Origin of the sequence: Bacillus sp. TH19, from assembly GCF_016651075.1 — a bacterium.
GTDB classification, from domain to species: Bacteria; Bacillota; Bacilli; order Bacillales; family Bacillaceae_G; genus Bacillus_A; species Bacillus_A mycoides.
The window spans coordinates 2,173,580-2,195,904 of sequence record NZ_JAEKEO010000007.1; the positions used below are offsets into that span (position 1 = coordinate 2,173,580).

Sequence of the window (22,325 nt, forward strand, 5' to 3'; positions counted from 1 at the left end):
GTACTCCAACTACCGTTATTCTAGTATTTTACCAAGTTTCTTATTTTGTTAAGGTATCCTAATATTGTTACTTTTGCGAAATGTAATGTTTTAATATTATAATTTATAGTGGTTGTTGAGAAAATAAATAATTTGTAAAAATAATATAATATTTGTAACTTTATGTCTTATAATATGAAATATCTTCGTTGTGATTATTTTAAATATTTGAATAATACATCGGGTTCATTTTATCTAGGGAGGTTTTAAAATTGGGGAGAAGAGTTGTTAAAAGAGTTTTTGCATTATTATCAGTACTAGCATTATTCTTTAATGTGTTTCTACCGAAGGCAAATGCGGAGGTTATGACGCATGAAAAGTATTCAATGAACTGGAGTTATAGCAACAGTTTAGGTAAGTACATTCGAACTGAAATTATTAAAAATTCAAGCGGTCAAATTGCTTATTGTTTAACTCTTGGCTTAAAATCACCAAATGGTGAAGATCTTCCTGAAATGGGGAAAACAGATAATGTAGTATATAGGGTTCTATTAAATGGTTTCCCACAAAAAAGTATAGAACAACTGGGGGTAGCTAATAAGAATGAAGCACATTATGCAACTCAGCTTGCGGTTTGGAATGCATTAGGTCAACTTGATGTAAATGAATTAAAGCATGAAAATAAAAATGTTGAAAAAGCGGCTAAGACAATTATTAATGCTGCAAATACAAGTGAAGATACTCAAGATATTTTTATGAATGTGATTCCTGCTGAAAAGCAAAAGGCAGAATTAAAGGGTGAGTTTTTTGAAACAAACCTATACACAGTACAAACAAATGCTAAGAGTGGTTCTTATAAAGTAGTAGCGAAAAATGCACCTAATGGAGTTAAAATTGTTAGTGAAAATGGAGAAGTGAAAGATCAGCTTTCACTTGGGGAAAAATTCCGTATCCAAATTCCTAAAGATACAAAAACGGGTGAATTTAATCTAAGTGTTGCTGCAAATGTAACTAAAGTTCAAGCAATTGCTTATCGCGGTACTGATACTGTTCAGAATGCTACAGTGCTACTAGAAAGAAATGAGGAAAAGCTTAGTAGTGACCTTGCAGTAAATTGGGAAGCTGCTGGTTCTTTAAAAATTAAAAAGGTTGGGGAAAATGGAGAAATATTAGCTGGTGCAGTATTTGAAGTCTTTAATGCAAATAATGAATCAGTTGGAAAAATCACGACGGGTGCTGATGGTACTGCAGAATTAAATAACCTACCAATTGGTACCTACACAGTAAAAGAAATTAAAGCACCAACAGGTTATGTTTCAGGTGATAAACCACAAACTATTGAAGTTAAGACAGGGGAAATAGGAGCTGTTCAAGTAGTAAACAACAAAGTAAAAGGTAACATCGAAATAAAAAAACTTAGTGATTCAGGTAAGATGTTGCCTAATGTTGAATTCACGGTCTTTACTGAAGATGGAAAAGAAGTGAAAAAAGTAGTAACAAAAGAAAATGGAATTGCAAATGTTGATGGTCTTACGTATGGTAAATATTATTTCTTAGAGACAAAAACACCTAATGGATATATTGGAAATAAAACAAAGTATCCTTTTGAAATTAAAGAGCACAATAAAACACTTACTTTTACAGTGGAAAATACAGAAGTGAAAGGTAGTGTGAAATTACTAAAAGTAGATAATGAAGATATCAGTAAAAAATTAGAAGGTGCAGTATTCGAGCTAAAAGATGCAAGCGGGAAAGTAATTGGGGAATATAAGACAGATAAAAATGGTGAAGTTAACGTCAAAGATTTAGCGTATGGTAAATATTCATTTGTAGAAAAGGCTTCTCCAAATGGTTACGTTCTTATTACAGAACCAATTGTGTTCGAAATAAAGGAACACGGAAAAATTATTGAGTTATTAGCAGTTAATCATCTTATCAAAGGTGATCTAGAAATTACAAAAGTTGATGTAGCTGATGGAAACAATAAGCTTCCGAATGCAGAGTTTACTATTTATAATGAAGCAGGAAAAGAAGTAGTTAAAGGGAAAACAGACGATAAAGGTATCGCGAAGTTTGAAAAGTTACCATTTGGAAAATACACATATAAAGAAACTGTTGCACCAAAAGGTTATGTATTGAATGAAGAAATATTCTCTTTTGAGATCAAAGAGAATGGTCAAATCATTAAACATATTGTCAAAGATGAAAAGATTCCATCAGTAAAAACAACAGCTACTGATAAAACCGATGGTACAAAAGAAATGCACACTTCTAAGTCTGTAACAATCCAAGATAAAGTGGAATACAAAGACCTACAAGTAGGTAAAGAGTACACTTTAAAAGGTAAATTAATGGATAAAGAGACTAATAAACCATTAGTTGTAAATGGTAAAGAAGTAACTGCTGAAACTAAGTTTACACCAAAAGAAGCAAATGGTTCTATTACACTAGATTTCACTTTTGATGCAACTGGTTTAGAAGAAAAAGAAGTAGTAGTATTCGAAGAGTTACTGAAAGACGGAAAAGTTGTTACTACACATGCTGATATCAATGATAAAGGTCAAACAGTTAAGTTCGTTAAGCCATCAGTAAAAACAACTGCTACAAACAAAGCTGATGGTGGAAAAGAGATTCATTCAAAGGATTCTATCACTATTCAAGATAAAGTAGAGTATACTAACTTAGTTGTTGGTAAAGAGTACACTGTAAAAGGTAAATTAATGAACAAAGCTATTAACAAACCATTATTAATTGATGGTAAAGAAATAACAGCAGAGACTAAGTTCATTGCAAAAGAAAAGAATGGTTTTGTAACATTAGACTTTACTTTCGTTGGTGCTGAACAGCAAGGAAGAGAAGTAGTTGTGTTTGAAGACTTATTGCATGAAGGTCAAGTAATTGCAACTCACGCTGACATTAACGATGTAGGTCAAACAGTTCGATTTGTAGAGCCTTCCATTAAAACAACAGCTACAAACAAAGCTGATGGTTCTAAAGAGTTAGACGCTTCTAAATCTGTAACAATCCAAGATAAAGTGGAATACAAAGACTTAATCGTGGGTAAAGAGTACGTTGTAAAAGGCAAACTAATGGATAAAGCAACAAAAAAACCATTATTAGTTGATGATAAAGAAGTAACAGTAGAATCTAAGTTTACTGCAAAAGAAAAAAATGGTTCTATCACACTCGATTTCACATTTAATGCATCTGCATTACAAGGTAAAGAAGTGGTAGTGTTTGAAGAATTGTATCAAGATAATGTTTTGGTTGCTATTCATGTTGACATCGAAGATAAGGGTCAAACGGTGAAATTTAAAGAGGTAAAACCGGAACAACCAAAACCAGAACAGCCGAATCAAGATAAAAATACTCCAACATCAGAGCAACCTAAAGAGCAAGTAAAAGAGCAACCACAACCTAAGAAAGAAATTCAATCTAAAATTGGATGGTTACCGCAAACAGGCGCTGACCTTACAAGCTGGATCTCTATGGCTGCAGGTGCATTATTGTTAATTGTTGGTGGAGTGATTTTCCTAAAACGTAAAAATGCATAAAAATTAAAAAATAAGCACATCTGTTTTTTTACTAGATGTGCTTATTTTTATGTTAATAATTTAGTCCTAGTTACAGTATTTTAATCTATTTGCTTATTTTTGAGTTGTTGTAATAATTCCAGGACAGCAAAACAGTCAGCAGCTGCTCGGTGTTTAATCGTTAATTTCGTTGCATCACTTAATGAAATCCATCTTTTTGAATCTACATAATCGGCGTACATTTCCATAATACATGTGGATTTAAAATTCTTAAATTCTACATTTAATTGATTCATAATTACTTGGTGTTCGTAACAGCTAGGGCAGAGACCTAGACGTAGTTTAGCTTTACTTTGAATGACATGGCCACACTGTTTACAAGTCCGTTGCTCCAAGCACCATACAAAAAGCTGGGGCATCACTTCATAAACAAGCGGTAATGGCTGATGGACTAATTAATAGTGTCTCAACGCATGTTGCAGAAGCTCAACAAGCATTCCCAACCTTGCATACAGATATCATGTCTGGATTAGATGCTGCCAATAACATTATGGACTCTGCTAATAAGATTTCAGGCTATAAAATAGATACGTCTAATATGGCTAAAAATGTTGGAAACATGGATGGTTTATCTACTCGCCTCAAAGATTTTGGTGTACCACCTGAAAAAATGGAAGAGTTTTTGGCAGAACAGAAGCGTACAAATGAACTTGGATCGATGTCACTTGATTTCATTCCAGTTATTGGGCAAATCAAACAAGGGCTACAACTCATTAACGGCAAAGAATATTTCGCTGATAGAGAGTATGACAAAAATGACTATGTATGGGGAACCGTTTCTACTGTTTTTGGTGGGGCTCCTAAAGTTATTGGACGTGTATTCGGTAAATATGGTGAGTTAGAACAAAAAGCGAAGGATTTAGGAAAAGTATCAAAGGTAACTGAAGAGATTGGATGGAGTATGCCAAGAGGCGGAGGGGTCATTGATGGGCGTAAGTATACTGAACATGCGCTTGAAAGAATGGCACCTGATACAATTCAGGTTCGGGCAGAACTTACGAAGCGTGCACGTGAAAGAGCTGAAAGGAATGGTTACACATTCGGATCAAAAGAATATATGGAGGAATTAAAAAAAGTTGATCCGCGAGGTGTAACACCAAGCGTAGTAGAAGAAACAATTAAGCATGATACTAAAAAACCAGGAAATAAACCTGGTCTATGGCAATACGATGGGAAAGATGTTAGAGTCGTATTGAATGATAGTGGCGATGTTGTTTCCGTTGTACCTAATAAATCGTGAATATTATAAATAAAGTAGATTGAGCCCATTCACGAAAGGAGTTGTTAAAATGAATATTCAATATGATGAATACGAATTATTAGAAATATTCGAGAGTGAACCAGAAGATTATTTTATTCCTGGTGCAGGTGCATATAGATATAATAAAATAGATAAATTAGGATTTGAATTAGTAATGATTATGTGTTATTACGAGGAAACTGTTGAATTACAATTGTATTACAAAAATAAATGCATATTTGAAACCAAGATACATTCGGCGAAACGAATCTATACCCGTAATGACTCATTATATGTCCAAGGCGGCGTAGAAAACAAAACAATCGAAGTAAAATTCAAGCCACATTTTACAGTTCAAATAGAGAAGTTCTAGATAGATGAAATAAGAAAACACCTTATGCATATAAGGTGTTTTCTTATACAAAAAGCGCCTACATAGACGCTTTTTGTGCCACTTAAAAGGATTTAAGATACGTTTACTTGAGTTCTTTAGGTAGCTAGGGTTTGAAATACTAACTTAAAAGAAAAATGTTGAGCAGTTCATCTTTATTATTAATATATCTGAATTAAAGATGCAATTTTGCATCCCAATTTCTGCGGCATCAATTACATGCTACCCTCACAAATATAGAAAAAGGTGCGAAGTCAATTCTATGACTTTGCACCTTTTTATTTCACTTGAACTTTGTTTAAGCGCGTTTATCTACTCATTGTTACGCGTGAATTGCGTTTAAAATCGACACTTTATTCGTAGTAAATAATACATAATTTTGTTTTACAGTTTTAATTAATATACGATCAGTTGTCCCATATGCTGTTCCGATACGGATTGCACTTGGTTCTTCAACACCCGCATAGGTAGCATCTTCGGTAACCTCAATCACATCACGTAATGGAATCGTGACCTCCGCAAATTGCCATGAAATAATTAACTCCTCTTTTGTTTTTTTGACATCAATGCCTAGCATTATACCAAGACCTTTCTATAACAGAATGCTACACTTCTTATCTTATTATACAAATCTTTAGATTATTTTTCTACATCTATAAATAGAGCTGATATTTTAAGGGTATCAAAAGAACGGGAAGATATACTATCAATCTATTAAGGAATGCGTTATGAAGAAAAGTTCACAAGGAATTAATATGGATTTGATATGGTTGAAGTATGATGAATGAGTAACAGTAGGAGTTGCAGGAAGGAAATGAATGATGAGACTTAAATTAGTAGGAACCTTAACTTGTATAGTAGTAATGCTAGGTATCTTTATCATTTACACCAATATATCTATTGGTAAAGAACCATATAAGACAAACCATGAAACTAGTGAAAACTCCATAAATAAAGAAAAAAATAGTAAGCAAAATGGGACTTCAAATAAGATAGCAAGTTCCTTTGCTAGTATACAGGCTGTAGTAAATAAGGAATATGGTTTACCCGAAGACTATATGCCAGAGGATTTAGTTGTACCAAATGTACCGTTCTCATTTAGTGGAACGGTAGAAAAGAGTCATCTTCGTAAAGAAGCAGCGGAAGCGTTAGAAAAACTATTCCTTTTAGCTAAGCAAGATGGGATCCAGTTGAATGCTGTTTCAGGATTTCGTTCCTATGAGTATCAAAAAGGTCTGTATGCCAACAATGTTAAAAAGAAAGGGCAAGAGCATACGGATCGCTTCTCTGCAAAGCCAGGGCATAGTGAACATCAAACAGGGTTAACGATGGATGTTTCTTCTAAAAGTGCGAACAATGAACTAGAGCTATCCTTTGCGAATACGAAGGAAGGAAAATGGCTGAAAGAAAACGCGCATCGTGCAGGGTTTATCATTCGTTATCCTAAGGGGAAGGAAAGTATTACGGGTTATGCATATGAACCTTGGCATATTCGCTATGTAGGAGATATTGCTGAAAATATATATAAGGAAAAACTGACTTTAGAAGAATATATGAATCTGTGAAAATAGAATTGAAGAGTTAAACTGTATTCATTGTTTATGAATGCTACTTTTTCTATTAAAAAGCCTAATTTCTCAATGTTTTGTAGAGAAATTAGGTTTTTTTCATCACTTCATTAGAGTTTTTTAGGCTTCGTTCGTTGGTATACTTCACACAATATTATAAAGGAAATAGAACTTACTGAAGATAACATATGAATGTTTTATAAATGTATCAAAAAAGTGAACAAAATCGTTATTTTGCACAACAAGGTAGTCAGCTTAATGAAATAACTGCTTGTAAAAAAAGAAGCCCTACAGGAAATATTACAGGGCTTCACCAAGTTGAGTTATGTCGTATTCACAAGGGATTTTAACATGATATTTGTGTTGAATAAACTGGTAAATGTGTCCAAGTAATTTGGAGCTATTTTATAAAAAAAGAGAAGCGCTTAATCAGGACGCTCCTCTTAATGCCAATACACAATAACTATCCCATTATACTGTATAAGCGTAAAATATTTAACAATTACCTTCATGGTAAATATTTCATTTTGTCTTAGTACCTTTAAATCACGAAAAAAGGTTCTGCTGTTTCCAACAGAACCTTTCCTAAAATGGCAAAGAGTAACTCTTACCTTACTCTTTGTTCATATACTACAGGAGTTTTAATGAAAATCCAAGGCTCCTTATATTGAGAAATAAAGAAGAATCATTATAAAAATTTTTATCTTTTTTCATAAATAAAAGAGCAGCTAGCAAAAACTAACTGCTCAATACAAGGAGATACAGAGAAAACTAAATGGATTTTGGCATACAGCCTATCAACATTATGGACATAATATTGATTTTTATTCGAAGGAATTCATGTTTTACAAATCAGATTATGATAGTCGATATTCTCCATATTGACCAGAAAAGAACCAAGAATTCTAGTGAAATTCCAAGTGTTCTTTTCCTAGTTTTTTGAAATTCTTTTACTAAATAGCCAATAGCGCTAATTGCTAGAAGAATGAAAAGAATAAGTTCTAGTGTAACTGGCATTTGATCTACTCCTAATCCATTATTTTAATTTATTATATAACGATTATAAGATATTTTTTGTGGTTAGTGGTGAGAAATTAAACAAAACCATCTCTTTACGAAAAAAGGTCCTGTTGTTTCCAACAGAACCTTTCCTAAAATGGCAAAGAGTAACTCTTACCTTACTCTTTGTTCATATACTACAGGAGTTTTAATGAAAATTCAAGGCTCCTTATATTGAGAAATAAAGAAGAATCATTCTAAAGAATCTTATCTTTGTTATAAATATAAGAGCAGTTAGCAAAAACTAACTGCTCATCTCCAAGGGGGAACAAGGAGAAAAATCTAATGTCATCTATATTATTGACGGAATATTGAGTTTTACTCATAAAAAACTACGTTTAACTTAATGCATAACCCACAATCAAAGTTAGTGTTAAAAACACTGATAATAACAATGTTAGTAAGACTGTTGCTACACTCCTAAGCATCGCAATCCAATTATTTATCTTAGAAAATCCTATAATGCCAGCAAAAAAGTTCCTATTGTTAAAACTAGTAATATAAATAAAGGGTGAATGTGTAATGAATCCGTGAAAAATTTGAATAATTCAAGTGGAATTTCAAAATATAAACGGAATAGTCCAACGCAAATCAAAGAGCATATAAAGGACCATAGATTGAGGTTGTGCTTCATAGCTTTCTCCTATGTTTTCAAAATAGTTTTACTCAATTTTAATGGGAAATGAAGGAAAAAGATAGAGGTTATAAATTAGAATCAATTTTTTAACAAAATAATCCTTTTAATAGAAAGCGAGGAATAACAATGGGACTCGGAAACCGTGGGATGGCATTTGAAATGCTTATCAATCTAGCGAATGAAATGTATCATAGAAACAATTAAAGAAAAAGGCGCTTCTATTAAGTCGTTAAAAGACAATTGGCTTGATACTACAAGCGATAATCCATACAGCACTTTCCGACTCACTGTAATGGCTGGTGTTAATCAGTTAGAACGTGACCTAATTCGAATGCGGCAACGAGAAGGTATTGAACTAGCTAAAGAGCGTGGTGTTTATAAAGGGCGCCCTAAGAAGTACGATGATGATTATCCTAATATGGAACATGCTTTAGATCTGCTTGCAAACCGAAAGGAAAACAAGCTTACAGTAAAGAAGATATGTGTAGTTACAGGTGTAAGCCGCACGGTTCTTTATGAGAGAGCAAAAGAAAAGGGAGTTATGTAGATTTTAAAGCAGCGAATCCGCTGCTTTTTTATTTTATCAAATAAATTGTTCTTGAGTAGAAATGAAAATAGGGGTTGCCTTAAACATTTATTATTAATCAAGAATATGAGTATAGAAACAGGTTTAAATTTTGTAATGGTGGAGGGGATTGTTGTGGACATAACTCAAAGTGTGGTAAGAATAGTGGTTAATGGGAAAGACCTTCCGTTCACTTCAGTTCAAACCTCTGCATGGAATCATGGACCTGTAAATGATTTAATCATTTCGACGAATCAGAGAGTGAATGAGCTTTATCAATTCATGTGGTCACAAGTACCAGTTACGATCTCGGTGTATTTTCTTCAAGGGGCGGACTTAATGAGATTCGCTAGGATCGCTGGAATTAATGAACGTGTAACGGGAGAATATATATATCATTTCATTTGGGGATAAGAAGAATTCAAAGTAGCTTAACAGCTGCTTTTTTATTTTGCATAGAAAAAGGAACCATAATAGGCTCCTTAATTTGATTCAGAAGTTGTGTAGTTTTTCTTGATGATATCTTTTATGTTGATAATTAAGGATATAAGGAATCCAGCAGCTAGGATACCGTTTACCCAGTAATATGTATTCCCGGATGTAAATTTATTATAAAAGGAATCGATATTATAATACACTAAGCCTGCTGAAATGACGGTAGAGATTACTAACGTACCAAAACTTTTCATGACGCCGCCCTCTGATTCTGAAATTTTAGACTTTTAATACAATTATACATTTAAATAAAAAGTTTACAAAGGAATTACCATAAGGAGGAGTTATAACGAGTTTCTTCCAATTGATGGTTTTTATTTTTAAAAAAATAACTATTTTATAAAAAATATTTTTTTGACCCCCATAAAATTATTTATTCCTTCGAATATATATAAGTAGAAGAAAATAAATGAAAGAAAAAGCTAAAATTACCAAAAATATAGCGAAGAGTTATTCAAAGATTGCAGCTAAAATAGAAAAGAGCAAGTGGTATTGCAAAAGAAAACAAGAAAGTAATACAAAATACAGACTTCACTTTAGTACAAGTGGAAAAAATAGTCATATAAAAAAATCGGCCTCGAAAAATATGAGCAATAGCAAGTAGACAAGCCCAAAGAAAAGTACTAAGAAAATGTGGTTAAATGGTCACTTGTTTAGTGACCATTTTGCTATTTGAAGCAGAAGGAGGCAGGGAGATTACTAGTGTTGAGTTTAGTAATGAAAATCTTAAAAAAAACGAAAATAGAAGATATCGTATTTAACATACAAAACAACGGTGGAGATAAGGAAGCTTTTATCGTACAGTATCAGCCGTTTATTAGAAAATCAATATCGTCTGTCTGCCGCAGGTACATTACAGAGCAGGATGATGAATATAGCATTGGATTATTTGCATTTAACGAAGCAATTGAACAGTATTCATATAAAAAAGGAAAATCTTTTCTAGCGTTTGCTGATCTTCTTATAAAAAGAGATGTAATTGACTATATACGCAAGGAGTCTAAGCATAATCTTGTCTTTTTAAAAGAAGATAAGCAAGAGGAAATATTAGAAATACAAGTATCGCTTACGGAGTATATGAAAGAGATGGAAAATAGTAACCGTAAGGAGGAAATTCTTCATTTTCAAAGTGTGCTAGCTGAGTTTAAAATCACATTTTCAGAGCTTGCTAAGGAATCCCCTAAGCATCGTGATACGCGTGAGCACTTAATAGAAATTGTAAAGATTATTATAAAAGACGAGAAAATGATGGAAGAGCTGTTCCGAAAGAAAAAGTTACCCCTTAAACATATTGAACCACGTGTTAGGGTAAGTCGTAAAACGTTGGAGCGACATCGAAAATACATTATTGCGATGTGTATTATCTTTGCAAACAACTATACATATATTCTGGATTATATAAGAGGGGAGAAGCATGATGAATAAAGGAATTGTGATGGATATAAAGAAACATAACGTAGTTGTTTTAACTCCAAATGGAGAGTTTATTACGTTTAAAAGAAAAGTACACTCTTACATGATTGGAGAGGAAATCTCGTTTAACGAACAAGAGCAAAGAGCACCGCGTTTTTCAATGCCACCTTTCTTAAAGCCTACAACAGTAATTGTTGCTGGTTTTCTATGCGTATTGCTGTTTTTCTACAATCAACCAGAAGAAAAAGTGTTTGCTTATGTCTCAGTTGATATAAATCCAAGTTTAGAGGCGAGCGTAACGGAAGATCTTCGTGTTATAGATTTGCGGGCTTGTAATGATGACGGAAGGCGTATTTTAAAAGAAATGAAAGGGTGGGAAAATAAGCATCTGCAAGATGTGATACGCACTATTATAAAGCAGAGTCAAGAGGATAAGTACTTAACGAATGATAAGCAAGTTATGCTAACAGCTGTTGCAAAGGACAAGTCGCTAGAACCACAGTTGGAAAAGGTTATGCAGGAATTAAAGAAAGAGTATGAGATAAAACATATTACAGTTGAATATCAAAGCAGTACGATGCAAATGCGGGGGGATGCCAAGAAAGCAGGGGTTGGAACGGGCGTTTATATAAAACAAGAGAATGAGAAGCAAAAATCGCTTACTCCACCTGCACCTCCGTCTAATCAAGAACAACAAAAGTCATCTTCTGATGCATCATCGGACGCATCTCCTGTAAAAGAAGAAAGCAACGAGAAGAAAGAGCATATAGAACAAAAGCAATCTAATGAACAACAACCGAAGCAAATAAAAGAAAATAATGGGAATCAGCAAGAGAACAACGGAAGAGGATCACAAGGAAATAATGGAAATGGGCAAGGAAACAACGGCAGAGGGTCACAAGGAAATAATGGAAATGGGCAAGGAAACAACGGCAGAGGGTCCCAAGGAAATAATGGGAATGGGCAAGGAAACAACGGAAGAGGGTCACAAGGAAATAATGGAAATGGGCAAGGAAACAACGGCAGAGAGTCACAAGGAAGTAATGGAAATGGGCAAGGAAACAACGGCAGAGGGTCCCAAGGGAATAATGGAAACCAGCAAGGGAACAACGGAAGAGAATCGCAAGGGAATAATGGACATCAGCAAGAAAACAACGGTAGAGGTCCACAAAAAGAAAATAATGGACACCAGCAAGAAAACAACGGTAGAGGATCACAAGGGAATAATGGGCATCAGCAAGAGAATAACGGAAGAGAATCGCAAGGGAATAATGGGAATGGTCAAGGGAACAACGGAAGAGAATCGCAAGGGAATAATGGGCATCAGCAAGAAAACAACGGTAGAGGATCGCAAGGGAATAATGGGCACCAGCAAGGGAACAATGGCAGAGGGTCTCAGTAAGGAAAGCTCCTACCACATAATATTTAGTGAAAGAAAAATCTATAGAATATTGAACGGAGGGGAGATTCCTTCCATCTGAAGATATTTTTTAACATTTTTTTAAAATGACGGACATAAAATCGTATATCCTTTCGAATTATATATATGGATATCATTAATAGTTATATAAAAGGGGAGAAAAAATATGAAAGAAATGTATGAAGAAATCACTGAAGTATTAAAGGTGTTGGCGCATCCTGTCCGTTTATCATTAGTAAAGATAATGCTTGCAAAAGGTCCTATTAACGTAACGACAATGTATGAAACATTACAAATGCCTCAAAGTACAATTAGTCAACATTTATCTAAACTAAAAGCTACAAAGGTCGTTACAGGTACTCGGAAAGGATTAGAAATTTATTATGAAGTAACAGATAATCGTACAAAAGCGATATTATTAAGCTTGGCTTAAAGGGTAACTGTTTAGATTTCAAAATTAAGTAAGCAATTCAGCGACTATAATTTTCTTATTAACATTAGTCGTATGTGTTGTTGTTTTTAATTTGTTTAATACATTTCTTTATTAGGGTCTTGCCGTATCACTATCAAGCTAAAGTTTAAATGGATTATAAAAATGAAAGTTTTTTTATTAGGGTCTTTTTGTTAGCTTGATAGTGATGTGCCATTCCCACTAGTATGTAAAGAATTTGGTAGTTTTTTTTAGTCATTTAATCTTTTGATCTGATGGTCTTTTCCCCATTCAAATAGTTCATCCATAATTTGCATTAAAGATTTTCCATGTTCGCTTATTGTGTACTCAACCTTTGGTGGTACTTCTTGATATACAGTACGATGGATAATCCCATCAGCCTCAAGTTGCCGAAGTTGCTGTGTGAGAACTTTTTGTGTAATGTTTGGAATTTCTCGTTTTATTTCATTTGTTCGCATTTTTTCATCCACCAAAACACATAAAATATGAATTTTCCATTTTCCACCGATCACGTCGAGTGTCGTTGCGATTGGGCAATTATCATTTTGATTCATATAACACCTCCAAAGGTACTTTAAGGTTCCTATAGCACTTTAAAGTACGTACTTTTCAATTATATGTGACTCATTCATACTAATACTAAAGCGTTTGAATTATTTATAAGGGGGAAGAAAATATATGAAAACACTTGTAATTGTAGCACATCCTGATATTGAAAAGTCTCGAATTAATAAAAGATGGGTAGAAGAACTTGAGAAATGTCCAGATGAAATAACGGTGCATGAATTATATAAAGTGGCACCAAATTGGGAATTTAATATTGAAGAAGAACAAAAGCTGTTAGTAGAGCACGACCGATATATATTCCAATTTCCACTCTACTGGTATAGCTCACCACCATTATTAAAAAAATGGTTCGATGATGTATTAACATATGGATTTGCCTACGGATCAAAAGGGGATAAAGTGAAGGGGAAAGAATTAGGTGTAGCTATTTCTATAGGTGGGTTAGAAATAGACTATAAAAATAGCGGAATTACAATGGATGAATTAACGAAACCATTCCACGCTACGAGCTTATATACAGGAATGGAATTTATACCATCATTTTATTTATATGGTGCGGAATATGAAATCAGTGATGAAGAGATTGACAAAAGTGCACCTGAGTATGTGAAATATGTGATGAATAAGGAGTTTTCTAATATATAAGGAGAAATAGCCATTTACTTGTTAAGTAGATGGCTATTTTTGTTTATCCCGCATTAACAGCCCGTAAGGTGTGGACTAATAATCAGTCGGATGAACACCCCACATCGACTAAAGATTCACTTCATTTAAATTCACCAAGTTTAATCTTTAGTAAATTAATAATTAATCTGGTAAAATAAAAACCCTAACATATATAAAGGGGAGTTTTACTTGAGAACGATGCGACAATTATTACAAAAAAGAGCAATGCAGTCACCAAATTTGGAAGCGCTTATCGGTGGAGAGAAAAGGTATTCGTTTCAGCAGTATAATGAACGAGTAAATCAGCTTGCACATTATTTGTTACATACCGGTGTGAAAAGAGGGGATCGTATAGGAATTCTATGCAAAAATAATCATCCGTTTCCAAGCGTTATGATGGCAAGCTTAAAAATTGGAGCGATATTTATTCCGCTTAATCATCAGCTTACAGCTTATGAATTAGAATCGATTGTAAAAGAAGCGAGATTAAAAGTATTAGTTATTGATGATGAATTTAGTGAAGTTGTATTAAAGATTAATGCAGTTAAAGAAATTCCTTATGTAATTGAGACGACAAAAGAAGGATTTGGCTCATTTGAATTAAAATTAAAGGAACAGCCAATAACAGAGCCGAATGTGGAAGTTCATGAAGATGATGATGCCATTTACTTATTTACTTCAGGAACGACTGGACAGGCAAAAGCATGTGTAATTGGTCATAAAAACTTACACCATTATTTTACTGAAATTGCGGGGCAAAGAGAAATTCCAGCAGGTGAACGCTTTTTATCAGTGCACCCATTGTTTCATATGAGTGGCGTGCTTTCTATTTTAAATTGTATTTATCATGGCGTTACGATGGTCTTTTTAGCTGATTCGAATCCTACTCTTATTTGGGATAAGATTGAAGAAGAGAAAATTACTACGATGCTTGCGTTCCCAGCTGTTTATAGTTACATGCTTGATGAATTAGATAATAAAGAGCGCAACATTTCGGCCTTTAAAGTAGCGCAAAGTGGTGGTACAAAAGTGCCAGAAACACTCATTCGAAAATATATGGAAAAAGGCATTTATATGGTGCAAGGTTATGGGAGTACAGAAGGTTGGGTAGTAACTTCTTGGCATCCAAATATGGGAAAAGAAAAAATGTCTTCTGTAGGGAAAACACTTAAGCATGTTGAGTTGAAAATTGTTCATCCAGAAACAGGTGATGAACTAACAACAAATAAAGTTGGAGAGATTCACGTGAAAAGCCCGTACATGTTTAAAGGATATTGGAATAATGAAGAGGCAACAAAGAAGGTAGTAAAAGATAATTGGTTTAACATGGGTGATGCCGGTATGATAGATGATGATGGATTTCTACATATTATGGGAAGATATAAAGATGTTATCGTACGCGGTGGTGACAACGTATATCCAGATCAAGTAGAAGATGTAATTCATGAAATAAATGGCGTTTTAGAAGTTGCAGTAGTTGGGATTCCAAATGACTTTTGGGGGGAGGTTCCAACAGCTTACATTGTAAAGGATATTCAAACGTCTTTAACAGAAGAAGAGATTATTCAGCATTGTAAAGAAAAACTAGCAAGCTATAAAATACCAGAAGTTGTATTTATGGACGAATTACCGAAAAACGCTTTAGGGAAAGTGTTGAAGAGGGAATTAAGGGATGTTTTTCTTGTAAAATAAAAGGTTATTAAATAATGAAGAATCCAGTTATGTAAAAAGCATAACTGGATTCTTGTTTATAAAAAACATAATAATTTACTAGATTTTGTATTTTGTGTAAGATAATAAAGAATATTCAATTAATAATTAAAGGAAGAGATATAAATGAAGCTGCCACTATTACAAGTAGAGACAGAGAGACTGATTATCCGTCCATTTCAAAAAGAGGATTATGAAAGTTGGTTAGATGGATTCAATAAGAGGTTACCATCTCAATATAAATACGATGATGGCTATCATGACATGTCGTCTTCAACGAAAGAATGGTTTACGGAATGGATAAGAGGATTTGATGAGGCGGCACGACGGGATGAAATGTATGTGCTAGGTATTTTTCAGAAAGAAGATGGCGCCAATATTGGAAAGCTAGAACTTATAAAAATTTTACGTATGGACTATCAATGGGCGATGATGGGTTACTCTATTCATAATCAACATTGGAAAAATGGATACGGAGCAGAAAGTGTAATAGCTGCGCTGCCGTTATTTTTTAATGGCCTTCAATTTCATAGAATCGAATTACATATACATATCGATAATGAGCCATCTATTCGTCTTGCAGAAAGAGCTGGTTTTTCATTTGAATGTACGAGAGAGGCATTTTCTATGGGGAATGGTAAGTGGGCAGATTTTCTTATTTATTATAAAAATAAGGAGATGGATATATGAGGGTACTTATTACAGGTGGAAATCGTGGATTAGGGTTACAGCTAGTGAAAGTGTTTCATGAAAATGGACATATTGTTTATCCGCTAGTTAGAACTGAGGTTGCGGTAACGCAATTGAAGAAAATGTTTAGTTCTAGATGTTTTCCTATATTAGCAGACTTATCGATTGATGAGAGTACGGAGCAAATTAAGAACCAGCTGGAGGAATATACAAAGTATATTGATCTAGTTATAAATAACGCTGGAATTACTGGTAAGGAAACCGAGATTTTACGTACAAATTCTGAAGAGTTAATGGAACTATTTAATGTTCATTGCTTAGGAGTTATTCGAGCTGTAAAAGGTACATATGTGGCTTTAACTAAGTCGAATCAACCAAGAATAATAAATGTATCCTCTCGTTTAGGTTCATTGCATAAAATGGCGAACAAAGAGTTTCCACAAGGTAAGTTCTCATATTCATATCGGATCGCAAAAGCCGCACAAAATATGTTAACGCTCTGCTTACAACAAGAGTTTGAGAATAAAGGAATTCGTGTAACCGCAATTCACCCTGGAAAATTAAAGACTGACATTGGTGCCTTTGATGCGAATATGACTCCGGCTGAAGGAGCACAAAATATATATGATTGGGTAATAGATTCAAATGAGAAGGTTTCAGGGAAGTTTATTGAGCCGGGTGTAGGTGAAATAAAGTGGTGAAGTACGATCTTACAGTTGTCCAAAATTTATTTGGTCCTTCGAGAAAAGTATTAAATGGTTTACCAAATGCAGTAACGATTGAAGAAATAGAAGAAGATGTTTTTTATAGCGCACAAACTTACAAAGAAAAGGTAAGTAGATTTGAAGAAGTTTGTTTTAACTGGGAGTTAAAAAGAGCGAGTATTGTATTAAACAAAAGGTTTAGTAGTTATAACGCAAGTGTAAAAGTATTACTTGATGAGGGCTTTGATTTGTACGCGGCAAAGATAGAAGTGTGTAGAGAGTTGAACAATATAGAGGCGCTTGAAAAACAATATACATATCGTTCGATAGAAGAAGGGACATTATCGGAAAGAGAATTCACATGCATTTGGGAGCAATGTATGTTGGAATCAGGAAATCGACCGTCAATTCTGAATGTCGATGAACATTTGCATTCAGTGCAAACAGAGTTAGGTAAAGGTTGGGAAAAGTCATGCATTGTTTTTTATGATAAAAATGAGCCGATTGGTTTGTCCATACCGCATATAGAGCCTGGAACAGAAAGTGAAGGACGATTATTTTACTTTGGGGTAATGCCTTATTATCGCGGGAAAGGAATTGCTTCCCAACTGCATCTTCAATCTTTACATATGTTAAAGGAAATGGGGGCTACTTATTACATCGGAAGCACACATACTTCAAATGAAAAGATGCAGAGGATATTTTGGAGAAATAATTGTTCGGTGAAAACGGAGATAGAGAGTTATTATAAATTATTTAAAAAGGGTAAGGAGATAGGTAAATGAAGAACATAAACGTATTTCATTACGACGCATTTACGAATAAACCAAATATGGGAAATCCAGCAGGTGTTGTACTAGAGGCGGATGGATTAACGGAAGAGAAAATGCAGCGTATTGCTGAAAAGGTTGGATTTAACGAAACAGCTTTCGTTCTTTCTTCAGAAGTAGCAGATATAAGAATTCGCTATTTTACACCTGGGCATGAAAATGATTTATGTGGTCATGCGACAGTAGGGACAATATATGCACTTCATAAAAGAGGAATATTGGGAGGGAAACATAATTTAACGATTGAAACGAAGGCGGGGGTTTTACCAATACAAATAGGTGCGAATGAAAATGGGGAAACTTTTATTAAAATGAGACAAGCAATACCTAAGTTTCAAAGTTTTGCAGGTTCCAAAGAGGCATTAGCTCACAGTATTGGTCTTGAAGTGAATGATTTAGATGAAAATTTACCGATTGTATATGGAAATACTGGTATTTGGACTTTAATTGTACCTATTAAAAAAATTGATGCATGTGAAAGAATGAAACCTAATAATAATGAATTTCCATCTGTGCTAAAAGAAATGCCAAAGGCTGCGATTCATCCACTTTGCTTAGAGACATATGATGCAGAAGCAAAAATGCACGGTCGTCATTTTTCATCACCTTATTCTGGAACGATTGAAGATCCAGTGACAGGAACAGCTTCAGGTGTAATGGGAGCGTATTATGCGACGTATTTGGAGAAAGATTTTGACCATGAACTGGAGTTAATCGTTGAGCAAGGACAGGAAATAAATAAAGATGGTCGTGTAATGGTTTATGTAACGAAAGATGTAGAAAATGATAACTTACAAATTGATATTGCTGGAACAGCGGTGTATGTAAAAGAGTTTGAAATTTCAATATAAAAGAATGAAGCCCAGTATATAACCTGGACTTCTTCTTACCTGTTCAACACTTCAATATACGAAGCATCCCCAGCTGTTCTAATAGTAGAGCGGAAATTATTGTTTTCTAACGTTTCAGCAACTTGTTTTAATTGCTGTGCATCATCGTGATGAATGAGTAAACTATCTGCACCACTTTCTTCTATATGAATATGCTCAACATTTCCAATCGCTTCATGTATAGCTTTTAAAAATTCAGGTTTCATATTGTCCTCCTATATGTATGTAACGTTGTTGTTAGTATTTCCTTATTTTTGAAATATAAAAGTAAATGATTTTTTGTTATATTAAGATTTTGGAAGGGGTTTCCTATTCGTTTGTCAAATAATAGTAAAGTTGTCTTTTAATTGAGGGAATCTTCGGAATTAAAGGGTGAGAGAATGGACATTTCAATAATTGCTACACAACTAGTTAAGGAGAAAGTTATTTCACATGATCCAAATAGCGTAAAATCGTTGAACGGAGGAACGACAAGTACTGTATATTTGTTGGACGAAAAATATGTAGTAAAGCTGAATGAAGCGGAAGTAATACGTGAAGAAGCTAATTTTCTCTCATTTTATGAGGAGAATAGTTTATTTTCAAAGCTTTTGTATAAGGAACCTTTACATACATATTTCGTGTATTCTTTCCTTGAAGGTAATACTTCGTGTAAACAAGGATATAAACGAAGTACGCTTCGTACACTTGTAAAAGAAGTTATCAATAAGTATAAAATGGTTCCAGGGGCAGAAGGCTGGGGATGGAAAGAAAGTCCGGTTCAATCTTGGAATGAATTTTAAACGGCAAATGTGATGGAAGCTTATGAAAATGTAAGACGTTACATAAGTGAGGAAGAGTATAGAATTGTTCTTAAACTAGCGAATAGTCCAAATAGGGGGACTGGAATAAATCAGCCATTTTTATTACATGGTGATTTCGGATTTCATAATTTTATATTCCAAGAGAATGAGCTGTATGGAGTAATTGATCCATTACCAGTACTAGGAGATCCTATATATGATTTAATTTACGCGTTCTGTTCAACTCCAGAAGATGTAACAAAAGAAACGATTGATTATGTGATAAAACAATGTGTATTTCATAAAAAAGAACGAAATTTATATGAGGAAATAGTCATAGGCTTATATTTACGTATAGATACGTGTATAAGACACCACCCAAAAGATTTAGAAGATTACTTAGGAGCTTGGCGTTATTGGATGGGCGAAATTGAGACGACTTGATAGCACAAATATTGGGAGGGGGAGATAGTGAAATGAACATTTCAGAAGCAAAAAGAGATTTAGCACAAAAAACGAAGAAGGGATTTCCTGTTATAATAGCTGGTCTTTTATTTTGGATTGTAGCGAGCATAACGGGTGTTCTTCTTTCAGAAAAGCAAGTTGTGTGGGTATATTTAATTGGTATGGGCTGTGTGTTTCCTTTCGGCTTAATGATAGCTGCTATATTAAAAATTGACATGTTTGCGAAAGGAAACCCGCTAGGGACTTTAGCTGGAGTAATTGGTGGGATAAATGTATTGAATATCCCGTTTGTATTACTTGCATATTTTCAATTTCCGGAGTGGTTACCTTTTGTAGTAGCGATGTTAATAGGTGTTCATTTTTTACCATATGTATGGATTTATGAAAGTAAAAGTTATGGTTTTTTATCAATAGGAACTGTATTAGTAACGTCAGTATGTGGGATTCTTTTTGCGGAAAAAGGATTTATTGTAATTCCTATGGCGGTTACAGTTGTCTACTTTATTACTCTTATAAGCGTATCACTTGAAAATAAAAAAGCAGAAAACGATCAACAAATATCAGCTTAATAAAAAATTAAAGGGATAGGGGAATAACTATGAATAATTTCGTTTGTACAACGTGTGGAGTACAGTATGCAGCGAGTGTGGAAGAACCGGTAAGTTGTGTTATTTGTGATGAGGAGAGACAATATGTTAATCCGAAAGGGCAGTCATGGACAACTTTAGAAAACTTGCAAACGAGTGATACATATAAAAATGAAATTATAGAAGAAGAAAATGGGCTTTATAGTATTACGACAAAACCAGAATTTGCGATCGGTCAGACGGCATTTGTAGTAAAAACAGAGTCATATCGTTTGCTGTGGGATTGTATTACTTATTTAGATGAAACGACGATTGAGAAGATAAAAGAGTGGGGCGGATTAGATGCGATTGCACTGTCGCATCCGCATTATTATTCAACGCAAGTAGAATGGGCAGAAACGTTCGATGTACCAATTTATATACATGAAGACGATAAAGAGTGGGTTATGCGCCCGAGTAGTCGTATTATTTATTGGACTGGTGAGTCTTTACAATTAGCAGATGGAATTACTGTGCATCGTCTCGGAGGGCATTTTAGTGGCGGTTCTGTATTACATTGGGAAGAAGGAAATGATGGGAAAGGTATAGTATTAACAGGTGATATTATTCAAGTTGTAGCGGACCAACAGTGGGTGAGTTTCATGTATAGTTATCCGAACTTAATTCCACTACCAGCAAGGAAAGTGGAAGAGATGGCGAATCGAGTGAAGCCGTTACAATTTAATCGTCTATATAACGCCTTTCACCGAGTAGTAAAAGAAAATGCAAATGAGGCAGTTGAACGTTCTGCGGAAAGATATGTGAAAGCGATAGAAGGAAAGCTGTTTCATACGTAAAAGGAGTGCTAGATTAATGAAAACGTTAGTATGCTTTGGCGATAGTATTACAGCTGATGAAACATTTTTTGATGGAACGCCGAGGTTAACACCACGTTTGCAAGAGATGTTTCCAAATTGGAAAGTGGTTAATGCAGGTGTTCCGGGTGATAATACGCTCGATGCACTACAAAGGATTGAAGAGGATGTATTATCGCATGAACCAGACTTTGTAACAGTTTTTATCGGTACGAATGATTCGGTATTATTTGATCCAGTTCCATTACAGTCGTACAAAGAAAATTTAGAGGGAATTGTAAATACGATCTCACCAGAAAAAGTATTACTTATTAGTCCTGCACCAGTTGATGAAGCAAGGCAACATAATAGAACGAATGAAGTACTCGGTCAATATGCAGACGTGGTTGAGGAAGTGGCGAAAGAAACAGGAAGTCATTTTCTCAATTTGTACGCTGAAATGATTCAAGAAAAGGATTATAAGAGATTTGTAGAAGATGATGAAAAAGACGGTTTACACTTCGGACCACAAGGTTATGAATATTTAGCGAAGTTAATTTGTGAAAAGTTAAAAGGGATTTTGTAGGAAGCAAAGCGTGGGCGCTTTGCTTTTTTGTATTTCTTGTAATGAATTCGCGTGTATTAATTTGGCTTTTTCGGTATTCACACGAGTAAAATATAGTATCTTTTCGCAAGGACATTGTAGCACTGTAAAAATGCAAACACCTTAATATATTTTAATTAATCAAGGAAGTAGACAATTCTTGTACTAAATGTTTAGTACCTATAG

General features: G+C 34.3%; 22 protein-coding genes and 5 pseudogenes. 21 read left to right on the forward strand and 6 right to left on the reverse strand.

Annotated elements, in window-relative coordinates:
- Window positions 1-251 precede the first annotated feature (251 nt).
- Complete coding sequence (locus JFU54_RS14975; RefSeq protein WP_201065003.1) at window positions 252-3,533, forward strand: VaFE repeat-containing surface-anchored protein; 3,282 nt, start codon at window positions 252-254, stop codon at window positions 3,531-3,533.
- 80 nt (window positions 3,534-3,613) lie between these two features.
- Here the strand turns inward: JFU54_RS14975 and JFU54_RS14980 are convergent.
- Window positions 3,614-3,907: pseudogene (locus JFU54_RS14980) on the reverse strand (hypothetical protein); the annotation flags it as partial.
- 44 nt (window positions 3,908-3,951) lie between these two features.
- On the opposite strand from JFU54_RS14980, the gene JFU54_RS14985 reads away from it, so the two are divergent.
- Both JFU54_RS14985 and JFU54_RS14990 read left to right on the forward strand, forming a co-directional pair.
- Window positions 3,952-4,812, forward strand: a complete 861-nt coding sequence (locus tag JFU54_RS14985; RefSeq protein ID WP_242489428.1) for a hypothetical protein — start codon at window positions 3,952-3,954, stop codon at window positions 4,810-4,812.
- Between the two features lie 49 nt (window positions 4,813-4,861).
- Window positions 4,862-5,185, forward strand: coding sequence for a hypothetical protein (locus tag JFU54_RS14990; protein ID WP_002185308.1), 324 nt, complete (start codon window positions 4,862-4,864; stop codon window positions 5,183-5,185).
- 340 nt (window positions 5,186-5,525) lie between these two features.
- Here the strand turns inward: JFU54_RS14990 and JFU54_RS14995 are convergent, their stop codons facing one another.
- Complete coding sequence (locus JFU54_RS14995; RefSeq protein ID WP_002128348.1) at window positions 5,526-5,780, reverse strand: SunI/YnzG family protein; 255 nt, start codon at window positions 5,778-5,780, stop codon at window positions 5,526-5,528.
- Between the two features lie 244 nt (window positions 5,781-6,024).
- Here JFU54_RS14995 and JFU54_RS15000 point away from each other — a divergent pair, with 244 nt between their 5' ends.
- Window positions 6,025-6,768 (forward strand): M15 family metallopeptidase, encoded by a 744-nt coding sequence (locus JFU54_RS15000; protein ID WP_033709884.1) that lies wholly within the window; start codon window positions 6,025-6,027, stop codon window positions 6,766-6,768.
- Between the two features lie 1,400 nt (window positions 6,769-8,168).
- Here JFU54_RS15000 and JFU54_RS29765 read toward each other — a convergent pair.
- A pseudogene (locus tag JFU54_RS29765) lies at window positions 8,169-8,464 on the reverse strand (hypothetical protein).
- Window positions 8,465-8,593: 129 nt separating this feature from the next.
- Here JFU54_RS29765 and JFU54_RS29770 point away from each other — a divergent pair.
- The 3 genes and pseudogenes from JFU54_RS29770 to JFU54_RS15010 form a co-directional block, all read left to right on the forward strand.
- Window positions 8,594-8,662, forward strand: a pseudogene (locus JFU54_RS29770) (Holliday junction resolvase RecU); the annotation flags it as partial.
- Window positions 8,655-9,014: pseudogene (locus tag JFU54_RS15005) on the forward strand (recombinase family protein); the annotation flags it as partial. The pseudogenes JFU54_RS29770 and JFU54_RS15005, both read left to right, overlap by 8 nt.
- A gap of 135 nt (window positions 9,015-9,149) precedes the next feature.
- Window positions 9,150-9,446: a hypothetical protein gene (locus JFU54_RS15010; RefSeq protein WP_242489439.1), complete on the forward strand. Its 297-nt coding sequence runs from the start codon at window positions 9,150-9,152 to the stop codon at window positions 9,444-9,446.
- A gap of 68 nt (window positions 9,447-9,514) precedes the next feature.
- Here JFU54_RS15010 and JFU54_RS15015 read toward each other — a convergent pair whose 3' ends face one another.
- Entirely contained in the window at window positions 9,515-9,721 is a 207-nt protein-coding gene (locus JFU54_RS15015; RefSeq protein ID WP_000834521.1) for a hypothetical protein, read from the reverse strand.
- A 215-nt stretch (window positions 9,722-9,936) separates the two neighbouring features.
- On the opposite strand from JFU54_RS15015, the gene JFU54_RS15020 reads away from it, so the two are divergent.
- From JFU54_RS15020 to JFU54_RS15035, 4 genes are all read left to right on the forward strand, one after another.
- Window positions 9,937-10,131, forward strand: a complete 195-nt coding sequence (locus tag JFU54_RS15020; RefSeq protein ID WP_033708374.1) for a hypothetical protein — start codon at window positions 9,937-9,939, stop codon at window positions 10,129-10,131.
- 98 nt (window positions 10,132-10,229) lie between these two features.
- Window positions 10,230-10,952: an RNA polymerase sigma factor SigI gene (gene sigI / locus JFU54_RS15025; RefSeq protein WP_002128341.1), complete on the forward strand. Its 723-nt coding sequence runs from the start codon at window positions 10,230-10,232 to the stop codon at window positions 10,950-10,952.
- Window positions 10,945-12,342: an anti-sigma factor domain-containing protein gene (locus tag JFU54_RS15030; protein WP_277956402.1), complete on the forward strand. Its 1,398-nt coding sequence runs from the start codon at window positions 10,945-10,947 to the stop codon at window positions 12,340-12,342. The genes sigI and JFU54_RS15030 overlap by 8 nt, the downstream gene beginning before the upstream one ends.
- Window positions 12,343-12,526: 184 nt before the next feature.
- Window positions 12,527-12,793, forward strand: coding sequence for an ArsR/SmtB family transcription factor (locus tag JFU54_RS15035; RefSeq protein WP_000661861.1), 267 nt, complete (start codon window positions 12,527-12,529; stop codon window positions 12,791-12,793).
- A gap of 248 nt (window positions 12,794-13,041) precedes the next feature.
- On the opposite strand, the gene JFU54_RS15040 is transcribed toward JFU54_RS15035, so the two are convergent.
- Window positions 13,042-13,365: a winged helix-turn-helix transcriptional regulator gene (locus JFU54_RS15040; RefSeq protein ID WP_201065014.1), complete on the reverse strand. Its 324-nt coding sequence runs from the start codon at window positions 13,363-13,365 to the stop codon at window positions 13,042-13,044.
- Window positions 13,366-13,489: 124 nt separating this feature from the next.
- Between JFU54_RS15040 and JFU54_RS15045 the strand changes: the two genes are divergently transcribed.
- The 6 genes from JFU54_RS15045 (at window position 13,490) to JFU54_RS15070 (ending at window position 18,829) form a co-directional block, all read left to right on the forward strand.
- Window positions 13,490-14,023 (forward strand): NAD(P)H-dependent oxidoreductase, encoded by a 534-nt coding sequence (locus JFU54_RS15045; RefSeq protein ID WP_201065016.1) that lies wholly within the window; start codon window positions 13,490-13,492, stop codon window positions 14,021-14,023.
- 210 nt (window positions 14,024-14,233) lie between these two features.
- On the forward strand, window positions 14,234-15,736 hold the full coding sequence (locus tag JFU54_RS15050) for a class I adenylate-forming enzyme family protein (RefSeq protein WP_201065018.1): 1,503 nt from the start codon (window positions 14,234-14,236) through the stop codon (window positions 15,734-15,736).
- A gap of 144 nt (window positions 15,737-15,880) precedes the next feature.
- Window positions 15,881-16,444 (forward strand): GNAT family N-acetyltransferase, encoded by a 564-nt coding sequence (locus JFU54_RS15055; protein WP_061689120.1) that lies wholly within the window; start codon window positions 15,881-15,883, stop codon window positions 16,442-16,444.
- Window positions 16,441-17,145: an SDR family NAD(P)-dependent oxidoreductase gene (locus tag JFU54_RS15060; RefSeq protein WP_088039858.1), complete on the forward strand. Its 705-nt coding sequence runs from the start codon at window positions 16,441-16,443 to the stop codon at window positions 17,143-17,145. Before JFU54_RS15055 ends, JFU54_RS15060 begins: the two co-directional genes overlap by 4 nt.
- Window positions 17,142-17,933 (forward strand): GNAT family N-acetyltransferase, encoded by a 792-nt coding sequence (locus JFU54_RS15065; RefSeq protein ID WP_201065020.1) that lies wholly within the window; start codon window positions 17,142-17,144, stop codon window positions 17,931-17,933. Before JFU54_RS15060 ends, JFU54_RS15065 begins: the two co-directional genes overlap by 4 nt.
- Window positions 17,930-18,829: a PhzF family phenazine biosynthesis isomerase gene (locus tag JFU54_RS15070; RefSeq protein WP_098636509.1), complete on the forward strand. Its 900-nt coding sequence runs from the start codon at window positions 17,930-17,932 to the stop codon at window positions 18,827-18,829. Before JFU54_RS15065 ends, JFU54_RS15070 begins: the two co-directional genes overlap by 4 nt.
- A 35-nt stretch (window positions 18,830-18,864) precedes the next feature.
- On the opposite strand, the gene JFU54_RS15075 is transcribed toward JFU54_RS15070, so the two are convergent.
- On the reverse strand, window positions 18,865-19,074 hold the full coding sequence (locus JFU54_RS15075; RefSeq protein WP_000801639.1) for a hypothetical protein: 210 nt from the start codon (window positions 19,072-19,074) through the stop codon (window positions 18,865-18,867).
- A gap of 174 nt (window positions 19,075-19,248) precedes the next feature.
- Between JFU54_RS15075 and JFU54_RS15080 the strand changes: the two are divergent.
- From JFU54_RS15080 to JFU54_RS15095, 4 genes and pseudogenes are all read left to right on the forward strand, one after another.
- Window positions 19,249-20,094, forward strand: a pseudogene (locus JFU54_RS15080) (phosphotransferase family protein).
- Between the two features lie 32 nt (window positions 20,095-20,126).
- Window positions 20,127-20,684 (forward strand): DUF7010 family protein, encoded by a 558-nt coding sequence (locus tag JFU54_RS15085; RefSeq protein ID WP_201065022.1) that lies wholly within the window; start codon window positions 20,127-20,129, stop codon window positions 20,682-20,684.
- Window positions 20,685-20,713: 29 nt separating this feature from the next.
- Complete coding sequence (locus JFU54_RS15090; protein WP_201065025.1) at window positions 20,714-21,538, forward strand: MBL fold metallo-hydrolase; 825 nt, start codon at window positions 20,714-20,716, stop codon at window positions 21,536-21,538.
- Window positions 21,539-21,554: 16 nt separating this feature from the next.
- Window positions 21,555-22,121, forward strand: coding sequence for an SGNH/GDSL hydrolase family protein (locus JFU54_RS15095; RefSeq protein ID WP_098636513.1), 567 nt, complete (start codon window positions 21,555-21,557; stop codon window positions 22,119-22,121).
- Window positions 22,122-22,325 lie beyond the last annotated feature (204 nt).

Coding starts and splice junctions, on each gene's coding strand:
- JFU54_RS14985 (WP_242489428.1), top strand. CDS start 3,952: ATGGCTGATGGACTAATTAATAGTGTCTCAACGCATGTTGCAGAAGCT.
- JFU54_RS14990 (WP_002185308.1), top strand. CDS start 4,862: ATGAATATTCAATATGATGAATACGAATTATTAGAAATATTCGAGAGT.
- JFU54_RS14995 (WP_002128348.1), bottom strand. CDS start 5,780: ATGCTAGGCATTGATGTCAAAAAAACAAAAGAGGAGTTAATTATTTCA.
- JFU54_RS15000 (WP_033709884.1), top strand. CDS start 6,025: ATGAGACTTAAATTAGTAGGAACCTTAACTTGTATAGTAGTAATGCTA.
- JFU54_RS15010 (WP_242489439.1), top strand. CDS start 9,150: ATGGTGGAGGGGATTGTTGTGGACATAACTCAAAGTGTGGTAAGAATA.
- JFU54_RS15015 (WP_000834521.1), bottom strand. CDS start 9,721: ATGAAAAGTTTTGGTACGTTAGTAATCTCTACCGTCATTTCAGCAGGC.
- JFU54_RS15020 (WP_033708374.1), top strand. CDS start 9,937: ATGAAAGAAAAAGCTAAAATTACCAAAAATATAGCGAAGAGTTATTCA.
- JFU54_RS15030 (WP_277956402.1), top strand. CDS start 10,945: ATGAATAAAGGAATTGTGATGGATATAAAGAAACATAACGTAGTTGTT.
- JFU54_RS15035 (WP_000661861.1), top strand. CDS start 12,527: ATGAAAGAAATGTATGAAGAAATCACTGAAGTATTAAAGGTGTTGGCG.
- JFU54_RS15040 (WP_201065014.1), bottom strand. CDS start 13,365: ATGAATCAAAATGATAATTGCCCAATCGCAACGACACTCGACGTGATC.
- JFU54_RS15045 (WP_201065016.1), top strand. CDS start 13,490: ATGAAAACACTTGTAATTGTAGCACATCCTGATATTGAAAAGTCTCGA.
- JFU54_RS15055 (WP_061689120.1), top strand. CDS start 15,881: ATGAAGCTGCCACTATTACAAGTAGAGACAGAGAGACTGATTATCCGT.
- JFU54_RS15060 (WP_088039858.1), top strand. CDS start 16,441: ATGAGGGTACTTATTACAGGTGGAAATCGTGGATTAGGGTTACAGCTA.
- JFU54_RS15070 (WP_098636509.1), top strand. CDS start 17,930: ATGAAGAACATAAACGTATTTCATTACGACGCATTTACGAATAAACCA.
- JFU54_RS15075 (WP_000801639.1), bottom strand. CDS start 19,074: ATGAAACCTGAATTTTTAAAAGCTATACATGAAGCGATTGGAAATGTT.
- JFU54_RS15085 (WP_201065022.1), top strand. CDS start 20,127: ATGAACATTTCAGAAGCAAAAAGAGATTTAGCACAAAAAACGAAGAAG.
- JFU54_RS15090 (WP_201065025.1), top strand. CDS start 20,714: ATGAATAATTTCGTTTGTACAACGTGTGGAGTACAGTATGCAGCGAGT.
- JFU54_RS15095 (WP_098636513.1), top strand. CDS start 21,555: ATGAAAACGTTAGTATGCTTTGGCGATAGTATTACAGCTGATGAAACA.